We start from the raw sequence: 16632 nt of genomic DNA on the forward strand, positions 1-16632 counted from the left end.
TATCTAAATATGGATATTAAATACGATATTGCAATAGCTATTTATTGTTTATTAACCTTAAATTAAGCCGCAGAAGTTTTGTCAGACTTAGTTTTACTGTTATTTTTTGAATGAACTATAATAGGTTGGGATAAACCTTTTGCCGCACCAGCATCAACAATTACCTCTTCTACATTATCTTGACTTGGTAAATCATACATAGTTTTTAATAAAATATTTTCCAAGATTGATCTTAGCCCTCTTGCACCAGTTTTCTTATTAATTGCTTTTTGTGCAATTTCTTTAATGGCATTATCTTTAAAACTTAACTTTGCTCCATCTAATTTAAACAATTCTTGATATTGTTTAATTAAAGAATTTTTTGGTTCTTGTAATATTTTAACTAAAGATTTTTCATCAAGATCTTCTAAAGTTGCAATCATAGGTAATCTTCCAATAAACTCAGGTATAAGACCATATTTTAACAAATCTTCAGGCTCTAAACTTTTCATCCACTCACCTGTTTTTTTATCATCTGTCTTTTTAACATTTGCACCAAATCCAATTGAAGTACCTTTGTCTCTTTGGGAAATTATTTTATCAAGTCCTGCAAAAGCTCCTCCACAAATAAATAAGATATTAGTTGTATCTACTTGCAAAAATTCTTGTTGAGGATGTTTTCTTCCTCCTTGGGGTGGAACACTTGCAACAGTTCCTTCCATAATTTTCAACAATGCTTGCTGCACACCTTCGCCAGAAACATCTCTAGTAATTGATGGATTTTCAGACTTTCTACTAATTTTGTCAACCTCATCAATATAAACAATTCCTCTTTGAGCTTTTTCTACATTGTAATCTGCAGCTTGTAATAACTTTAAAATAATATTTTCAACATCCTCACCAACATAACCCGCTTCAGTTAATGTGGTAGCATCTGCCATTGTAAAAGGTACATCTAAAATTCTAGCTAATGTTTGGGCTAATAAAGTTTTACCACAACCAGTGGGACCGACTAGAAGAATATTAGATTTAGAAAGTTCAACAGTCTTACTGGTTTTACTTTCATAATTAAGTCTTTTATAGTGATTGTGTACAGCTACTGATAAAACTTTTTTAGCATGAGGTTGACCAATAACATAATCATCCAATACTGCGCAAATTTCTTTTGGGGGTGGCAAACCATCTTGATGTTTAACAAAAGTATCTTTGCTTTCTTCTTTGATAATATCCATGCAAAGCTCAACGCATTCATCACAAATGAATACTGTAGGTCCAGCAATTAATTTTCTAACCTCGTGTTGACTCTTGCCACAAAATGAACAGTAAAGAATATTTTTATTATTAGTAGTCATAATTTTTTAAACGAATCAATATATGTACTTTAATATAGATGACTCATAATAATCAAGTATACGTTTGGTAGCCCTCAAGATGTGGTATATTAAGACCTGTTTTCTACTACTGCATCGATTAAACCAAAGTCTTTAGCAACTTCTGGGGTCATAAAATTATCTCTCTCTAGTGCCTTTTTAACATCATCTACAGATTTACTAGTATGCTTGGAGTAAATTTCATTAAGTCTTTTTTTTAATGCTAAAACTTCCTTTGCATGTATTTCAATATCCGTTGCCTGACCTTGAAATCCAGCTGATGGTTGATGAACCATTATTCTGGAATTTGGCAAAGAAAACCTTTTACCTTTTTTTCCTGCCGCTAATAAAAAGGATCCCATTGAAGCTGCTTGACCGATGCATAAAGTCGAAACATCTGGTTTGATATATTGCATAGTATCATAAATACCAAGACCTGCTGTTACTAGTCCGCCTGGGCTATTTATATATAAATTGATTTCTTTTTTTGGATCTTCAGATTCTAAAAACAAAAGCTGTGCTGTAACTAATGATGCAACATTGTCATTAATAGGACCAACTAAAAAAATTATTCTTTCTTTTAAAAGTCTTGAATAAATATCATAAGCTCTTTCACCCTTGTTGGATTGCTCCACTACCATAGGGACTAAATTATTCATTTGTTCAGAAAAATTTATTGACATAAGTTGATTCTTATAACTTATACAACTTGTGATTACTTTTTGCTAACTTTTTTTGTTGCAGTTTCTTTGGGTTTTGTAGCTTTTGATTTAGTAGTATCTTTTTTAGTAATTGCTTTTTCTTCCTCTGGATGGTCATGATCGTGGTTATGGTCTTGTTTTTGATGTTCTTTTAAAATTTTTTCAGCATCTTCTTTAGATATTTCTTTCTTATTAGGCTTTGCTTTTGTTTTAATTAAATTAATAATTTTTTCCTCATAAACGGTTCCTCTTAAACTTGCTAATGCAGATGGATTCTTCTGATAAAATTCCATAACCATTTTTTCTTGTCCAGGCATCATTCTAAGTTGTTTTTGCACTTCAGCTTGAACTTCTTGTTCGGTAACATTTATCTTATTTTGTTCACCAAATTCATTCAAAATTAATCCAACTTTAATTCTTTTTTTTTGCCACATCTTCAAAATTTTTTTTACTTTTTTTAGCATCCTCTTCACTCATACCTTGGGCTAATATTTTAACCTCTTCTTCTATTAAGTTACCTGGAATTTCATCAACTTTAAAATTTTCGATTTCTTTTAAAATTTGAGTTTTGGTTAATTTATCTAAGGAGTTTTTAAATTCTTCATTAATTTGTTTTGAAACTAATAATTTTAGGTCAGCAAGATCTTTCGCTCCTAAATTTTTTGCGAAATCATCATCAATTTTTACATCTTCAGATTTTTTTATAGCTATAATTTTACAGACAAATTTAGCTTTTTTCTTTGCAAATTCTTTTTGTGGATAATTCTCAGGGAGCACAGCCTCTACTGACTTTTCATCATTTTTTTTAACTCCTACTAATTGCTTATCAAAGCCTTTAATAAATAGATCTTTTCCAAGAACTAACTGTGTATTTTTTCCTTCACCTCCTGTAAAATCTTTTCCATCAATTGTAGCCTTGTAGTCAAATACAACAGAATTGCCAGCAGCAGCCTTAACTTCATCAGCAACATCAATAAAATTGTTTTGACTTTTTGCTATTTCCTTAATTCTTTTATCAGTCTCACTTGCATCTATTTTTACTGAATATTCATCAAATTTTATATTCTCTACTGATTTAAGTTTAACTTTTGGTAGTTCGGTTACAGACATTACGTATTCTAAATCCTTATCCACACCGTATGTTTTAAGATCAAGTTTAGGTTGTCCGGCTGGTTTAATTTTACTATCCTCTAAAGCTTTAACTGATGTATCTTTAAGAACTTTATCAAGGACTTCACTAAAAATTGCTTGGCCAAATTGTCTTTTAAGAATTTCTTTTGGAACTTTTCCTGGTCTGAAACCTTTTAAATTAACAGTATTTTTAATTTCTTCGTATTTTTCATCCATATAAGTGTTCATAATTTTTTTATCTATGAAAACTTTAACGTCCTTATTTAAGCCTTTTATATTTTCTACTGTTACTTTCATAATTTTATACTTTCCTGGTAGGCGAAAAAGGACTCGAACCTTCACATCTTTCAATACTGGTTCCTAAGACCAGCGCGTCTACCAATTCCGCCATTCGCCCACAATTCTTGTGGGTTTATATATGATAGATTCTATTTGTCCAATGAGAATAATTATGAAATATAATAATATTCAATTATATTAACTAATAATTTTAAAAAATGATTGTTTCTCCGTGTATAAGCATATGTAAAACAGATCCTCAAACTGGATACTGTTATGGTTGTGGTAGAAATAATGAGGAAAAAAAGATGTGGAAATTAGAGGAAACATCAGATGAATGGAAAAAATCTAATCTAACTGATATTCAGGCAAGACTGGGTGGCTGGCAATTAGAAAGTTTTAAAGAGTTCTTATAATCATAAAGTTGAAAATGGAATTTCACTTTATAAAAAAAATTTAATTAAATGAATAAAACAACAATAGCAACTATAATTTATGTACTTGGTATCTTAATTGGTGCTTTTTTTTTAAAAGTTTGGGGCGCAGAAACATCATTCATAAAAACTATTTCAATATTTGTATGGACAATTATTTTCTTAATCGCATTATTTTATTTTGATAAAAATGAGAAAAAATAGTTTTAGTATTAATTTTTTGATAATTTTAACATTTTTACTTAATTTTCAAACAGTAGTTTTTTCAGAAATAATGCTTTTGACAGGATGCAAAAATTTAAATGATAGTTTTATTAAAAATGAATACATCTTAGATTTAGAAAAATCTTTGATGATTAGAAACTATGTTTATGACAACAAAACATATAAAAAGCATAAAAGAACAGACTTAAGTATAAAGAAAGACAACACCTTAGAAAGATTTGTTTATGAGGAGAAAAATCTAATCTTTACAGATAGAATTGGTTACCCACAATTTTACACTCAACTAGTTTTTGAAAAAAATAACCCTATAATTAACATTAAAACTGTAATTAATGGTGAAGAAGCTATTTCGAAAGTATCAACTTGCAATAATGTAGAGCTTTTTGAAAAAGAAAGTTAAGACTTTTTATTTATAACGCTAGTCTTGTTGGTCTTAATAACAAAATTTAATTTTTTTGCTCCAAATTTAGTATTTGTAATATTACTTCGATGCTTTGCATAAGCTTGCTTTTGCGCTAACTTCATTGCTTTTTTTGACGACATTTAATTAGTTTATATTTTTTAAAAATTTTGTCGAGCAAGAACATTGAAATTTCTATCTGAAATGATTATTTCTCCAGAAGAAGATGTGATATTTAACACTTCTTGAATTGTTACATAATGTGTAACTAACACTAAATTATTATCACCACTCCATTCATTAATATATCTTTTTAAATCGTTTATTTGTTTGTTCTTATTTCTTGAAAATTTTTCACTAAAAAATGAATTTAAAAAACTTTTTGTTTCATATTTGTTAAAAGCATATTGTGCTGTTTGCTTACATCTGCACCACTCACTAGACAGAACTTTATCAATTTTAATATTGTTTTCTAAAAAAAACTTTCCAATATTTTTAGATTGTACAATGCCCTCTTTACTTAAATTTCGTTGGGTTTCACATTTTAATATATCAAAATCTAATGGATCACCTCCACCAGGTGCAACTGCATGTCTTATAAATATTAATTTTTCACCTTCTTTTAATAAATTTTGTATTTTATCATTTGAATTTGCTTTTACTGAAATATTGAAAGATAAAAGTATTAATAAAAAAAATTTTATAAGTTTCATATATGGGTATAACATTCAAAAAATTAAATAATTCAATAGTTAAATGTAAAAGTTGCCCTAGATTAATTAAATTTAGTAAAAAAATTTCTATAGAGAAAAGAAAACAAAATATAAGCGAAACTTATTGGGCTAAACCAGTCACAGGATTTGGTGATATTGATGCTAAACTATTAATTGTAGGTCTAGCGCCAGCAGCACACGGAGGAACTAGGACAGGCAGAGCTTTCACTGGAGATAAATCGGGAGATTTCCTATTTAATTGCTTATTTGAAGCTAACATAACAAATATATCAACCTCTATCCATATTGATGATGGGCTAAAATTAAATAAAACTTATATTACAAATATTCTAAAATGTGTCCCGCCCGAAGATAGACCTTTAAATGATGAATTATCTAACTGTTCAACTTTTTTTAAAAATGAACTGTTGTTGTTAAAAAATTTAAAAGTCATCATAGCGCTTGGTAAGGTTTCATTTGATAATTGTATAAAATTTTATAAAAAAAGTTATAGTTTTAACAAAAAATTACCCTTCATACATGGTGCAAAATATATATTACCAGATAATAAAATCCTAATTCCAAGTTATCATCCTAGCCCAAGGAATGTTAATAGAAAAATAATTAATACACAAAAAATGGTAAGCTTGCTTAAGAAGGCTAAGAAAATTATTTAATTTTTATACTATCGCAAAAATAGGGTTTAAAATCTTTAAAGATAACTTCTGGAACTTTTATAGGTTTTCCATCTTTATCTACAAAAACTAAATGCACTTTTGCCTCAACAATTAATTCATCATCTCTAGAAATAAATTGTGACATAAAAAAAGAAGTTTTTGTAAAAGATTTAACAAAGGACCTAATTTTTAGCTCGTCTTCAAGGTAAGATGGTTTTTTGTACTCAATGTTACAAGATTTAACGACAATTAAAGCTCCGTAATCTTCTTTAATTTTTTTATTATTAAAACCGATTGTACACAATGCTTCAGTTCTTGCTCTTTCAAGAAACTTTAAATAATTTGCATAATAAACAACACCACCAGCATCTGTGTCTTCATAATAAACCTTTATATTGTGAAAAAAATTTTCGTGCATAAATTTATATTATCAAAAATAAATATTTTAACATCAAACTAAGATACAATATAACAATGAAAGTTTATATTATTTGGCTTTTAGCTGTAATTGCCTGGAATTTTCTGGTTCCTAATGCTGCACCCATTGAAGATGTAATTGTGGCTGTAATTTTATCTTTTTTAAGTATTGGTCTTAAAAAAGTATTTAAATAATCTTATTCAGCTGAAAAATAAATATCTTGATAATAAGATATAGCCTTTAATTTAGAGTTATCAGTATCAGTCATTATAGCAATACCCGAAATTTCAGTAACATCAATTTTATGAAGTTTCATGAAATCTTTTTGCACATTTGCTTTAACGGTAACCCATGTATTTTTGTTATCTTTTGTTGTTGAGAGAACATAATCAATAGATTTTTTTGTATATGGGCTTGGCCAATTTTCTCCAACATCATTATTACTAGAAAAAACATAATTAATTGCTCTATTAGATAGTGGTGTGGAACCTGTTTTCTTTATCACAAAAACTCTAGCGGCATAATCGTGCCCTTTTTTACTAGTTTCTATAATGCCAGATAAATCTTTCTCAACTTTCCATGTAATATTAATAAAAGGAGTTTTATTTAGGTCAATTTTAATTTCTTTTCCTAGACCTGACCCAACACCTTCGGCTTCCGCTCTTATAAAATTGCCATTTTCATTAGATCCAAGCGTCCAGCTGGTCTCTCCTTTAACTTTTTTAACTTTTAATGTGTTTAACTCATCGTTAGTAAAATCAAAAACATTAACTTTTTCAGCTAACAGAGGTTTCATTATTAAAAATAAACATCCAAATAATATTAAAAAAAATTTCATCAAGTTGAGGGTATATCTAAATTAAATTTTAAAACAATATTTGAACACACTTTAAGCAATAAATTATCAATATTGGATAGTAGATATATATAATGAAATTAATTTCTGTATTTATTTTGTTGATATATTGGTCCATAATTCTATTGGCACCAGTTATTTCTAAAGAAAGTAAGTCTCTTAATGCAGAATCTAAAGTGTTAGTTAATAAGTAGATCGACCACCACTAATGTCAAAAACAGCTGCTGTTGAAAATGAATTTTCCTCTGACGCTAGCCAGCAAATTAATGAAGTAAATTCTTCAATTTCTAAAAATCTACCTCTAGGTACCTTAGAGAGCATTCTAGCAACATGTTCTTTTGACATTTGATCAAGAATTCTTGTTTTTGCACCAGCTGGTGTAACTGCGTTTACAGCTATGTTTTTATCAGCTAGTTCTTTACCTAGAGATTTAGTTAAACCAATTGCCCCTGCTTTGGCTGCGCTATAAGCGCTAGCATTAGCATTTCCATCTTTGCCAGCTACAGACGCAACATTAATAATTCTACCATAATTATTTTTAATCATATTAGGAACAACACACTTGCAGCAATTAAAAGTACCCATTAAATTTATCTGTACTATTTTATTCCATTCATCCACATCATAGTCCCATAGAGAAGATGTGGAACCTGTAATACCTGCATTATTAATTAAAATATCAATGTTCGTAGATTTTGTTATTTCATCAACGGTTTCTTTAACATTTTTATAATCAGAAACATCAACAACGTTATAAGACAGATTTGGATTGTTTAACTCTTGAGTTGCTCTTTTAAGTTCATTTTCATCTATATCCCAAATAATAGTTTTTACTCCTGAGTTTAAAAATCTTTTTGCAATATCAAGACCAAGACCTTGAGCCCCTCCAGTGATAATTGCAGTTCTATTATCTAAATCAAACTGATGCATAAGTTTATTTACTAGTTAAAAGATAATAAGTTAAAGACGAAATAAAGGCACCAATAATCCAAGAATAAGAATGGAAATTCATTAAACTTTCATTCCAGATAGTTGAAGCTGCAAAAATAAATCCTAAAACAAGTGAGTAGATCGCTTTTAAATGCCATCCATTAGAATAAAAGTACAACCCCTTCTCATCTAAAGAAAAAATCTCATTATTATTTAAGTTTGTTTTTTTTAATAAATAATAATCAACAATCATAATACCAAATAATGGACCAAAAAAAGAACCAAGAGTATCTACAAATGCTAATATTCCAATCTGACTTAATAATGGCAACCAAAATATACCAACAATAAAACCAATAATAGTAATAACAATAGCAGATTTTTTTAAATTAAGTGTTTGAGGAAAAAAATTCAGCAGTGAGTTTTGAGCAGGGATATAATTTGCTATTAAATTTGTTGATGCAGATGCAAAAACTATAAAAAATAACACAATCACAGTTAACTCAGTGTTGTCAATTTTCCCAATAATATCTGTAGGGTTTGTTAAAATTCTTTCCATGAGTTCTAAATTTTTGTTAAGGAAAATATCCGACCCAATTACTATAAAAACTGCAAAAAAAGAAAAGATTACCAAATTTAGTATTAAGCTTAGGTTTCCTTTTTTTAATTCACTCTCATTTTTTACATATCTGCTAAAGTCACCATAATTAACTATAACTACTGAAAAATAAGCAAATAAAGTTCCTACTACTGTAATCAATGGCGCAATATTATTACTATTCAAAACTTTTTGTATTGAAAAAATATCAACAAATGCAGCAGAAGTAACTTTAACATCGTAAAGTAAGACTGTTAAAAAAAATATAAGCATTCCTGAATAAACAGTAATTGCAGAAACTTTTATTATAGATCTATTAAACTGATGACTTTTACTAAATAAAAAAGCCTGTAATAAAATTGCAAAAATAAATGCTATCCAGTCAATTAAATTTAAACCAAAAACAAATACTAAAAATATATCCTGATCCAAGAATGAATTTTCAATAGAGTATAATGTTATTCTAATTAAGTAGCTAAAGAGTTTTGATAAAAAATATGTTTGAATTCCAAACATGAAAATTCCAACCATTCCTCTTAAAAGGGCAAAATATTTAGCTCCTTTTACACCAATTGAACTTCTTAGAATTACTGGAAAAGGAAGTCCATATTTTTGAGATGGTTTACCGATTAAATTTGCAAAAAAATAAACAAATATTGAGGCAATTAAACTTCCAGCCAAAACTACAAAAACATTTAATTCATAAACTAAATAAAGTGAGGCAATTAAAGAAAAAGCAATCAAACTTTGGATATTGTTTGCCCAAAAATAAAACAAGTCTCTCCAATTCCAATTTTTATCGTTTGGATTAACCGCAACTAGCTCCCAATTAATTAGGGTATTTTTTGATTTGATCTGATTCACTAAAACTATAATAAACTAATAAGTTCTACTGTCCATATAGATAGGCTGGAAGCCACAAAGCAATCTGTGGAAATACTATGATTAAAATTAAACCGATAACTTGAATAACCATAAACTGCATCATTCCATGATAAATATCTTTAAGATCCCATTCTGGAACCACACCTTTTAAAAAATAAGCTGATAGAGCAACAGGTGGTGAGAGCCAGGCGGTCTGGAGATTTACAGCAACAAGGATTGCAAACCAAGTTAAATTAAACCCAAGTGCTTCAACTAATGGCAATATAATTGGCACTATAATCATAACAATTGGTACCCACTCTAAAGGCCACCCTAAAAGAAAAATCATAACCATAATCATTCCAAGAATTAAATATCTATTCATCTCTAAGCCAAGCAAGAAATCAGTTAAAAGCATTGGTGTACCTAGTCTTGAAAATACCGCACCAAAAAAGTTTGATGCTGCAACTAAAACCATTATTAATGCAGAAATTTCTAAAGTTTTAACTAAAGCTTCTTGTAAACGTCCAAATGTTAATTTTCTATAAGCTATAGCTAGTAATAAAGATCCCATTGCACCACAACCAGCTGCCTCTGTTGGAGTAGCAAAACCAAACAAGATACTTCCAAGTGAAGCAAAAACTAAGGCTGCTGGTGGAACTAAACCAATAAAAAATTCTTTCCAGACAGCTAACATACTAGTGGCTCTTAACTCAACTGGCAGTACTGGTCCTAAACTTGGATCAATCCAACATCTAATAGTTGTATAAGCAGCATAAAGTGTCGCTAGTAATATTCCTGGAATAATTGCTGCAGCAAATAAGTCTGTGACAGGTATCTCCATGATAGGTCCCATTACAACAAGCATAATACTTGGTGGAATTAAAATACCTAAGGTTCCACCAGCAGTAATTGTTCCAGCTGCTAAACGAACATTGTAACCTGATTTGTTCATAGATTTAGCCGCCATAATTCCTAAAATTGTTACAGATGCTCCAACAATTCCTGTTGCTGCTGCAAAAATAACTGAAACAAATAATACAGCGTAATATAAAGAGCCTCTTACTTTAGCTAACATTAATTGAAATGCTGAAAATAATCTCTCCATTAAACCAGCTTGTTCCATCATAATCCCCATAAAGACGAAGAGAGGAACTGCTGCAAGAGTTTGTTCGGTCATGACCATTGAGAATTGTAGGGTCATTAAATAAAATACTAATTTGCCAAATCCTAGATATCCAAAAGAAAAACCTAAAAATATTAAAGTAAATGAAATTGGAAAACCTACAAATATAGAAAACAGCATTACACCAATAAGGATAAATCCTAAAATAGCTGGATCCATGAATTCAGCTAACATTATTCTTCTCCCCCTGGCCACACACCTTTAGTAGCCGCCCAATAACTCTTAAATAATTCTGAAACTCCCTGAATAAGCAAAAATACTATTCCTAACCATAAAGAAGATTTTATGGGCCACATGTACGGCATCCAAGCAGTGTCCATGCCTCTTTCACCTCTCATAATTGATTCCTGAACAAAGCCAGTAGTCATATATAAAAAGACAATTAAACCCGGAAAATAAAATAATAAGTATAACCAAAAGTCTACTCTACCTTGGGTTTTAGTCTTAAAATTTCTATATAAAAAATCTGCTCTTATATGAACTCCTTTTGATAAAGCATAACCAGCGCCTAGCATAAATAACGCGCCATAAAAAAATCTACTCATATCGTACACCCACATTGTTGGGGCATTAAAAAGTTTTCTAGCCAAAACCTCATACACCATTGCAAATATCAGGGGTATGATAATCCAACAAACCACGTTGCCTACACACTTGTTGGCAAAATCAATTTTTGTAATAGTTAATGCCATCCATTTAGGCATGTCTTTGGGCATTGGACCTGAACCACCTCTTCTTTCAGCAATCATTTCATCTGAAATATCAAGCTTCATAGGGTTGATTTCTTCTTTTGGTTTTTTGGAGTCGTGGTTTCTTGGCATAAATAAATTCTCTAAAAAAAAGAAGCGAGCCGTTAAGCCCGCTTCAATTATAATTATTTTTTATCTAAGTACTACTTTAATGTTGCTGCGTGAGCCATTCCTAGCTTAGCATTAGACATTTGAGATCCAGACCAAAATGGTACAGCGATATCGGCAAAGTCTTTTTGAGACTGCCAAACTTTAGCAAAGAACGGATTCTTAGCTGAGTTTTTTTCTAAAGCTGCTTTTGCTGCAGCCATATACGCTGGGAAGTAGTCAGCTGGTGTATCATGTAAAATAACACCATGCTTCGTAGTTAGCTCATGTAGAGCTTTTCCATTTTCGTATATTCTGTAACTCATAGATTTTGATAAAGATGCATTTGCAGCAACTTCTAAAGCTTTTTTCTCTAAAGCAGACATCTTTTTGTACTTAGAGCCTGTAATATAGAAGTCAGCATTTACTACTACTTGGTGAAGACCTTGTAGGTAGTAATGTTTTAGAACTTTCTGGAAGCCAAATGTCATATCCGGCTTAGGACAACACCATTCAGCAGCATCAATTGTTCCTGCTTCAAGAGCTGGTAAAATATCTCCACCACCCATTGCAACAGAAGCTACACCAATGTCTTTATAAGTTTGGCCAGGAATTCCCGGAGGAGTTCTGAACTTGTACTTTCTAAAGTCAGCCATGCTATTAATTGGCTCTTTGAACCAACCTAGAGCTTCAGGGCCTACTGGTTGTAACATAAATCCTTTGATGTCTCTTCCCATCTCAGACCATAGTTGGTCGTAAAGTTCTTTACCACCACCATATTGGAACCAAGATAAAAAAGCGATGTTATCGATACCAACACCTGCACCTGCTACTGGCGAACCAAATAACATAGCTGCTGGGTGATCGCCTGACCAATAGTGAGTCCAAGCAAAACCACAATCGATTAATCCTTTATCAACTGCATCTAAAGTTTCTTTTACACCTACTACTGATCCAGCTGGCATAATTTCGAACTTAAGTGATCCACCCGTTAGTTCAGTAACTGTATCAGTGAAGTCTTTCAACATCACCACTTCATCAGCTTTTGCACTAATTACGGTTTGACACTTAAGAGTTTGCGCAGATGCACCTGTTACTGTCATTACAGTAAGTAGAAGCGATCCAACAAACAAAGATATGATTTTTTTCATATTTATTTTCCCTCTCGTTGTGTTTTTTATAAAAGAGGAACTCTCTCAAAAAAATAAATCTAAAACAAGAGCTAATATTACTATTAACAACCTAAAATTACCGTGAACACTAGTATTTTTGATTTTACAAACTATAAACTCATTATTCGAATGGATAATTTTGATTATATAATTATTGGTGCTGGGTCAGCTGGCTGTGTTTTAGCTAATAGACTTTCAGAAAATCCAAATAACAAAGTACTTTTAATTGAAGCTGGTGGAAACGATTCCTACCCATGGATTCATATTCCAGTTGGGTATTATAAAACAATGCATAATCCAAAAACGGATTGGTGTTATAAAACAGAGCCCGATGAAACGATGGAAAACAGATCTATACCCTACCCTAGAGGAAAAACTCTTGGTGGAAGCTCCTCTATAAACGGACTACTTTATATAAGAGGGCAAGAACAAGATTATGATATTTGGAGGCAATTGGGAAATAAGGGTTGGAGCTGGAATGATGTTTTGCCTTATTTTTTAAAAGCTGAAAATCAAGAGCGAGGCCAAAGTCAATTTCATGGTGTTGGTGGACCATTATCTGTTTCAGACCAAAGAATAAAATTACCTATATTAGATGCTTTCATGAATGCAGCTCAAGAAATTGGCATTCCTAAAGTGAATGATTTTAACAAGGGTGATAATTTTGGATGTGGTTACTTTCAAGTAACAGAACAGAATGGCTTAAGATGTAGCACAGCTGTAGGGTATTTAAATCCAATTAAGAATAGAAAAAATTTAAAGACTGAAACAAAGTGTCATGTTGAAAAGGTAAACTTTGAAAATAAAAAAGCTGTCAGTGTTTCTTACTGGAAAAATAATCAATCTTTAACAACTAAAGCAAACAAGGAAATAATTTTAAGTGCTGGTTCAATTGGTTCTGCACAAATTCTTCAAACTTCTGGTATTGGTAATGGTGAAAAATTATCTAAACTTGGAATTGATGTTGTAAAAAACTCTATTGGTGTAGGTAAGAACTTACAAGACCATTTAATGTTTAGACCTGTTTATAAAGTTAAAAATATTAAAACTTTGAATAAAAAGATTAACAGTCTAATTGGTAAATTAATGATTGGAATGGAATATGTTTTTTTAAGAAGTGGTCCAATGACTATGGGTGCTAGTCAACTTTGTGGATTTGCAAAAAGTGACTCATCTAAAGAAACTCCTAATTTACAATTTCACGTTCAACCAATTAGTACAGATAAATTGGGTGGTTCAAATTTACATGATTTTGCTGCATTCACCCCTACTGTTGCAAACATCAGACCGACGAGTAAAGGTGAAATTAATATTATAAGTAAAGACAGTAGAGAAAATCCAAAGATTAAGATGAATTATCTTTCAAGTGATGAGGATCGGATAGTAGCTGCTAAAGGTTTAAGATTAATTAGAAAAATTGTTTTAGAAAGCAATGAATTTAAACAATATGAACCTGAAGAATTTAGACCTGGTGCCAATATTCAAGATGACGAAGAGCTAGTGAAAGCTGCAAGTAATTACGCACAAACAATATTTCATCCAGTAGGAACTTGTAAAATGGGTCAAGACGATATGGCTGTTGTTGATGACCAATTAAAAGTTCATGGTATAAAAAATTTAAGAGTGATTGATGCCTCTATAATGCCCAATATCACCTCTGGTAATACTAATGCACCCACAATAATGATTGCAGAAAAAGGTGCTGATATGATACTAAGCAGTTAATGTTTGCAGAATTATTTGGACCTGAACAACTGGTAATCTTAGGTCAAATTATATTTATAGATTTAGTATTAGCTGGAGATAATGCGATTATTATTGGAATGGTTGCTTCTAAATTTCCTGCTGAACAAAGAAAAAAAGTAATTTTTTGGGGAATAGGTGGTGCAGTAATTTTAAGAATTATCTTAACCATGTTAACTGCCTATTTATTACAAATAACAGGATTAAGATTGATAGGTGGATTGCTTCTTCTTTATATAGTCTACAAACTCTACACAGATGTAATCAAAGGTCAGTCAGGTGATGAAGATATTAAAGTAGATAACTCAAGTTTCATGAAAGCTATATGGACAGTTTTACTTGCTGATTTTACAATGAGTTTGGATAATGTTTTAGGTGTAGCTGGTGCAGCTGGTGATCACTATGTATTATTAATATTTGGTCTAGCTTTATCAATAATTCTTATGGCAACAGCTGCTACTGTAATATCAAAATGGATTAATGAGTATAAATGGATAGCTTGGATTGGCTTGATTGCTATACTAGTTGTTGCAATCGAATTGATCTATACTGATTTAAAATTATTTATTTAAATGTACTTACAAAAAATAAATCTTAAAAACAAATATGCATTAGTTACAGGTGCAGGCAAAGGATTAGGAAGAGCCTGCTCTATTGCTCTTGCTGAAGCTGGAGCTACAATTATTGCATTAAGCAGAACTCAATCAGATCTTGATAAACTTGAAAAAGAAATAAAAAAGATAAAAGGTAAAGTTATCAAAGTTAATTGTGACGTAATGAATTACAAAGATTTAAAAGAAAATCTAGATAAAATTAAAATCATAGATATTTTAGTTAATAATGCCGGTACAAATATCCCAGAACCTTTTGAAAAAATTAAGCAAGAAAGCATGAACTACTTGGTAGATTTAAACCTTAAAGCAGCTTTTAATGTTGCTCAATTAGTTGTTAAAAAAATGTTAAAGAATAAAAAAAGAGGCGGATCAATTATTAATATGTCCTCTCAACTTGGTCATGTGGGAATGGCTGGTAGAAATGTTTATAATATGACAAAATTTGGTATTGAAGGATTAACCAAAGGGATGGGTGTTGAGCTTGCAAAAAACAATATTAGAGTAAATACAGTAGCCCCTACTTTTGTCGCAACACCAATGGTTAAAAAATTTTTTAAGAACAAAGAATTTAAAAAACTAGCTTTAGGCAACATACCCATGGGAAAATTAGCAACAGAAAGTGATGTTGCAACAAGTGTTTGTTTTTTAGCTTCTTCAGCATCATCAATGGTTACGGCCACTTCAATCTTGGTAGACGGTGGATGGACTGCAAAGTAATTTATAGATTTCTTTTATCATTATTAATTTTTTCAACATCGCAGGTTAATGCTGTTGAGTTTCAGGGAAAATTTATACAAGGGCACTATATTCTAGGAAAAACAAATCCAAATGCAAAAATTATTATAGACAAAAAAGAAGTAAAAATATCAAAAGATGGTTTTTTTGTTTTTGGAATTGATAGAGATAGAAAGTTTGATTTAACTTTTACTAAAATATTAGATGGAAAAAAATCAGTAATTACAAAAACAGTTTTAAAAAGAAAGTACAACGTTCAAAGAATTGATGGTCTTGAAGAAAGTAAAGTGACCCCTCCCGAATCTGTTTATAAAAGAATTAAAAAAGAAAATAATGCAATTGGTGAGGCAAGAGCAATAAATTCTAATTTAAATTTTTTTAAAGATAAATTTATAATGCCTGTTGAAGGAATTATTAGTGGCGTCTATGGCAGTCAAAGAATTTTAAATGGCAAGGCAAAATGGCCTCACTACGGTATAGATATAGCAGCAAAACAAGGAACTATAATAAAATCTTCTGGAGCTGGAGTTGTTACAATGGCCAAAGATGATTTATACTATACAGGTGGTACCATCATTATGGATCATGGTCATGGTATTTCAACAATATATTCTCACCTTGAAAATATTTTAGTCTCAGTTGGGGACAAAATTAACCAAGGAGATATTATAGGAACTGTCGGTTCTACCGGAAGGTCTACTGGACCCCATTTAGATTTTAGAGTTAATTGGTTTCAAACAAGACTTGATCCCATGTCGGTATTGAAATAAA

21 protein-coding genes and 1 tRNA gene are annotated in these 16632 nt (G+C 30.7%); 9 read left to right on the plus strand and 13 right to left on the minus strand.

Annotated features, from left to right (window positions below; translation table 11 throughout):
* Positions 1–62: 62 nt before the first annotated feature.
* From clpX to ABXT58_RS04155, 5 genes are all read right to left on the minus strand, one after another.
* Positions 63–1331, minus strand: a complete 1269-nt coding sequence (gene clpX / locus ABXT58_RS04135) for an ATP-dependent Clp protease ATP-binding subunit ClpX (RefSeq protein WP_415303435.1) — start codon at positions 1329–1331, stop codon at positions 63–65.
* 89 nt (positions 1332–1420) lie between these two features.
* A complete protein-coding gene (clpP, locus tag ABXT58_RS04140) occupies positions 1421–2032 on the minus strand; it encodes an ATP-dependent Clp endopeptidase proteolytic subunit ClpP (RefSeq protein WP_415303436.1) in 612 nt (203 codons plus the stop codon).
* Between the two features lie 32 nt (positions 2033–2064).
* Positions 2065–2484, minus strand: coding sequence for a hypothetical protein (locus tag ABXT58_RS04145; RefSeq protein WP_415303437.1), 420 nt, complete (start codon positions 2482–2484; stop codon positions 2065–2067).
* Complete coding sequence (gene tig, locus ABXT58_RS04150; RefSeq protein ID WP_415303438.1) at positions 2462–3478, minus strand: trigger factor; 1017 nt, start codon at positions 3476–3478, stop codon at positions 2462–2464. The genes ABXT58_RS04145 and tig overlap by 23 nt, the downstream gene beginning before the upstream one ends.
* 15 nt (positions 3479–3493) lie before the next feature.
* Positions 3494–3578: transfer RNA gene (locus ABXT58_RS04155), tRNA-Leu, on the minus strand.
* A gap of 100 nt (positions 3579–3678) precedes the next feature.
* Between ABXT58_RS04155 and ABXT58_RS04160 the strand changes: the two genes are divergently transcribed.
* The 3 genes from ABXT58_RS04160 to ABXT58_RS04170 are packed head-to-tail and all read left to right on the plus strand — an operon-like array spanning position 3679 to position 4519.
* Complete coding sequence (locus tag ABXT58_RS04160; protein WP_415303439.1) at positions 3679–3876, plus strand: DUF1289 domain-containing protein; 198 nt, start codon at positions 3679–3681, stop codon at positions 3874–3876.
* A 48-nt stretch (positions 3877–3924) separates the two neighbouring features.
* Positions 3925–4098, plus strand: a complete 174-nt coding sequence (locus ABXT58_RS04165) for a hypothetical protein (protein WP_415303440.1) — start codon at positions 3925–3927, stop codon at positions 4096–4098.
* Entirely contained in the window at positions 4085–4519 is a 435-nt protein-coding gene (locus ABXT58_RS04170; protein ID WP_415303441.1) for a hypothetical protein, read from the plus strand. Before ABXT58_RS04165 ends, ABXT58_RS04170 begins: the two co-directional genes overlap by 14 nt.
* 161 nt (positions 4520–4680) lie before the next feature.
* On the opposite strand, the gene ABXT58_RS04175 is transcribed toward ABXT58_RS04170, so the two are convergent.
* Positions 4681–5232 (minus strand): histidine phosphatase family protein, encoded by a 552-nt coding sequence (locus tag ABXT58_RS04175; RefSeq protein WP_415303442.1) that lies wholly within the window; start codon positions 5230–5232, stop codon positions 4681–4683.
* A gap of 2 nt (positions 5233–5234) precedes the next feature.
* Here ABXT58_RS04175 and ABXT58_RS04180 point away from each other — a divergent pair, with 2 nt between their 5' ends.
* On the plus strand, positions 5235–5909 hold the full coding sequence (locus ABXT58_RS04180; protein WP_415303443.1) for a uracil-DNA glycosylase: 675 nt from the start codon (positions 5235–5237) through the stop codon (positions 5907–5909).
* Here the strand turns inward: ABXT58_RS04180 and ABXT58_RS04185 are convergent.
* Positions 5902–6327 (minus strand): YbgC/FadM family acyl-CoA thioesterase, encoded by a 426-nt coding sequence (locus ABXT58_RS04185; RefSeq protein ID WP_415303444.1) that lies wholly within the window; start codon positions 6325–6327, stop codon positions 5902–5904. The two genes, ABXT58_RS04180 and ABXT58_RS04185, sit on opposite strands and share 8 nt — an antisense overlap.
* Positions 6328–6383: 56 nt before the next feature.
* On the opposite strand from ABXT58_RS04185, the gene ABXT58_RS04190 reads away from it, so the two are divergent.
* Positions 6384–6521 carry a hypothetical protein gene (locus tag ABXT58_RS04190; protein ID WP_415303445.1) on the plus strand — a complete coding sequence of 46 codons (138 nt, stop codon included), beginning with the start codon at positions 6384–6386 and terminating at the stop codon, positions 6519–6521.
* A gap of 2 nt (positions 6522–6523) precedes the next feature.
* On the opposite strand, the gene ABXT58_RS04195 is transcribed toward ABXT58_RS04190, so the two are convergent.
* From ABXT58_RS04195 to ABXT58_RS04220, 6 genes are all read right to left on the minus strand, one after another.
* Positions 6524–7165 carry a DUF3047 domain-containing protein gene (locus ABXT58_RS04195; protein WP_415303446.1) on the minus strand — a complete coding sequence of 214 codons (642 nt, stop codon included), beginning with the start codon at positions 7163–7165 and terminating at the stop codon, positions 6524–6526.
* 201 nt (positions 7166–7366) lie between these two features.
* Positions 7367–8113 carry an SDR family NAD(P)-dependent oxidoreductase gene (locus ABXT58_RS04200; protein ID WP_415303447.1) on the minus strand — a complete coding sequence of 249 codons (747 nt, stop codon included), beginning with the start codon at positions 8111–8113 and terminating at the stop codon, positions 7367–7369.
* A 4-nt stretch (positions 8114–8117) separates the two neighbouring features.
* Positions 8118–9575: a cytosine permease gene (locus ABXT58_RS04205; RefSeq protein WP_415303448.1), complete on the minus strand. Its 1458-nt coding sequence runs from the start codon at positions 9573–9575 to the stop codon at positions 8118–8120.
* 25 nt (positions 9576–9600) lie between these two features.
* A complete protein-coding gene (locus ABXT58_RS04210) occupies positions 9601–10935 on the minus strand; it encodes a TRAP transporter large permease (protein ID WP_415294381.1) in 1335 nt (444 codons plus the stop codon).
* Entirely contained in the window at positions 10935–11582 is a 648-nt protein-coding gene (locus tag ABXT58_RS04215; RefSeq protein WP_415303449.1) for a TRAP transporter small permease subunit, read from the minus strand. The genes ABXT58_RS04210 and ABXT58_RS04215 overlap by 1 nt, the downstream gene beginning before the upstream one ends.
* A 71-nt stretch (positions 11583–11653) precedes the next feature.
* Positions 11654–12748 carry a TRAP transporter substrate-binding protein gene (locus ABXT58_RS04220; protein WP_415303450.1) on the minus strand — a complete coding sequence of 365 codons (1095 nt, stop codon included), beginning with the start codon at positions 12746–12748 and terminating at the stop codon, positions 11654–11656.
* Between the two features lie 150 nt (positions 12749–12898).
* Here ABXT58_RS04220 and ABXT58_RS04225 point away from each other — a divergent pair, with 150 nt between their 5' ends.
* From ABXT58_RS04225 to ABXT58_RS04240, 4 genes are read left to right on the plus strand one after another with little or no spacing between them, the layout of a single operon-like run.
* On the plus strand, positions 12899–14494 hold the full coding sequence (locus ABXT58_RS04225) for a GMC family oxidoreductase (protein WP_415303451.1): 1596 nt from the start codon (positions 12899–12901) through the stop codon (positions 14492–14494).
* Positions 14494–15084, plus strand: a complete 591-nt coding sequence (locus ABXT58_RS04230) for a TerC family protein (RefSeq protein WP_415303452.1) — start codon at positions 14494–14496, stop codon at positions 15082–15084. Before ABXT58_RS04225 ends, ABXT58_RS04230 begins: the two co-directional genes overlap by 1 nt.
* A complete protein-coding gene (locus ABXT58_RS04235; RefSeq protein ID WP_415278935.1) occupies positions 15085–15843 on the plus strand; it encodes an SDR family NAD(P)-dependent oxidoreductase in 759 nt (252 codons plus the stop codon).
* A complete protein-coding gene (locus ABXT58_RS04240; protein WP_415303453.1) occupies positions 15828–16631 on the plus strand; it encodes a M23 family metallopeptidase in 804 nt (267 codons plus the stop codon). The genes ABXT58_RS04235 and ABXT58_RS04240 overlap by 16 nt, the downstream gene beginning before the upstream one ends.
* Position 16632 lies beyond the last annotated feature (1 nt).

Origin of the sequence: Candidatus Pelagibacter sp. Uisw_090, from assembly GCF_047717845.1 — a bacterium.
Taxonomy (GTDB): Bacteria; Pseudomonadota; Alphaproteobacteria; order Pelagibacterales; family Pelagibacteraceae; genus Pelagibacter.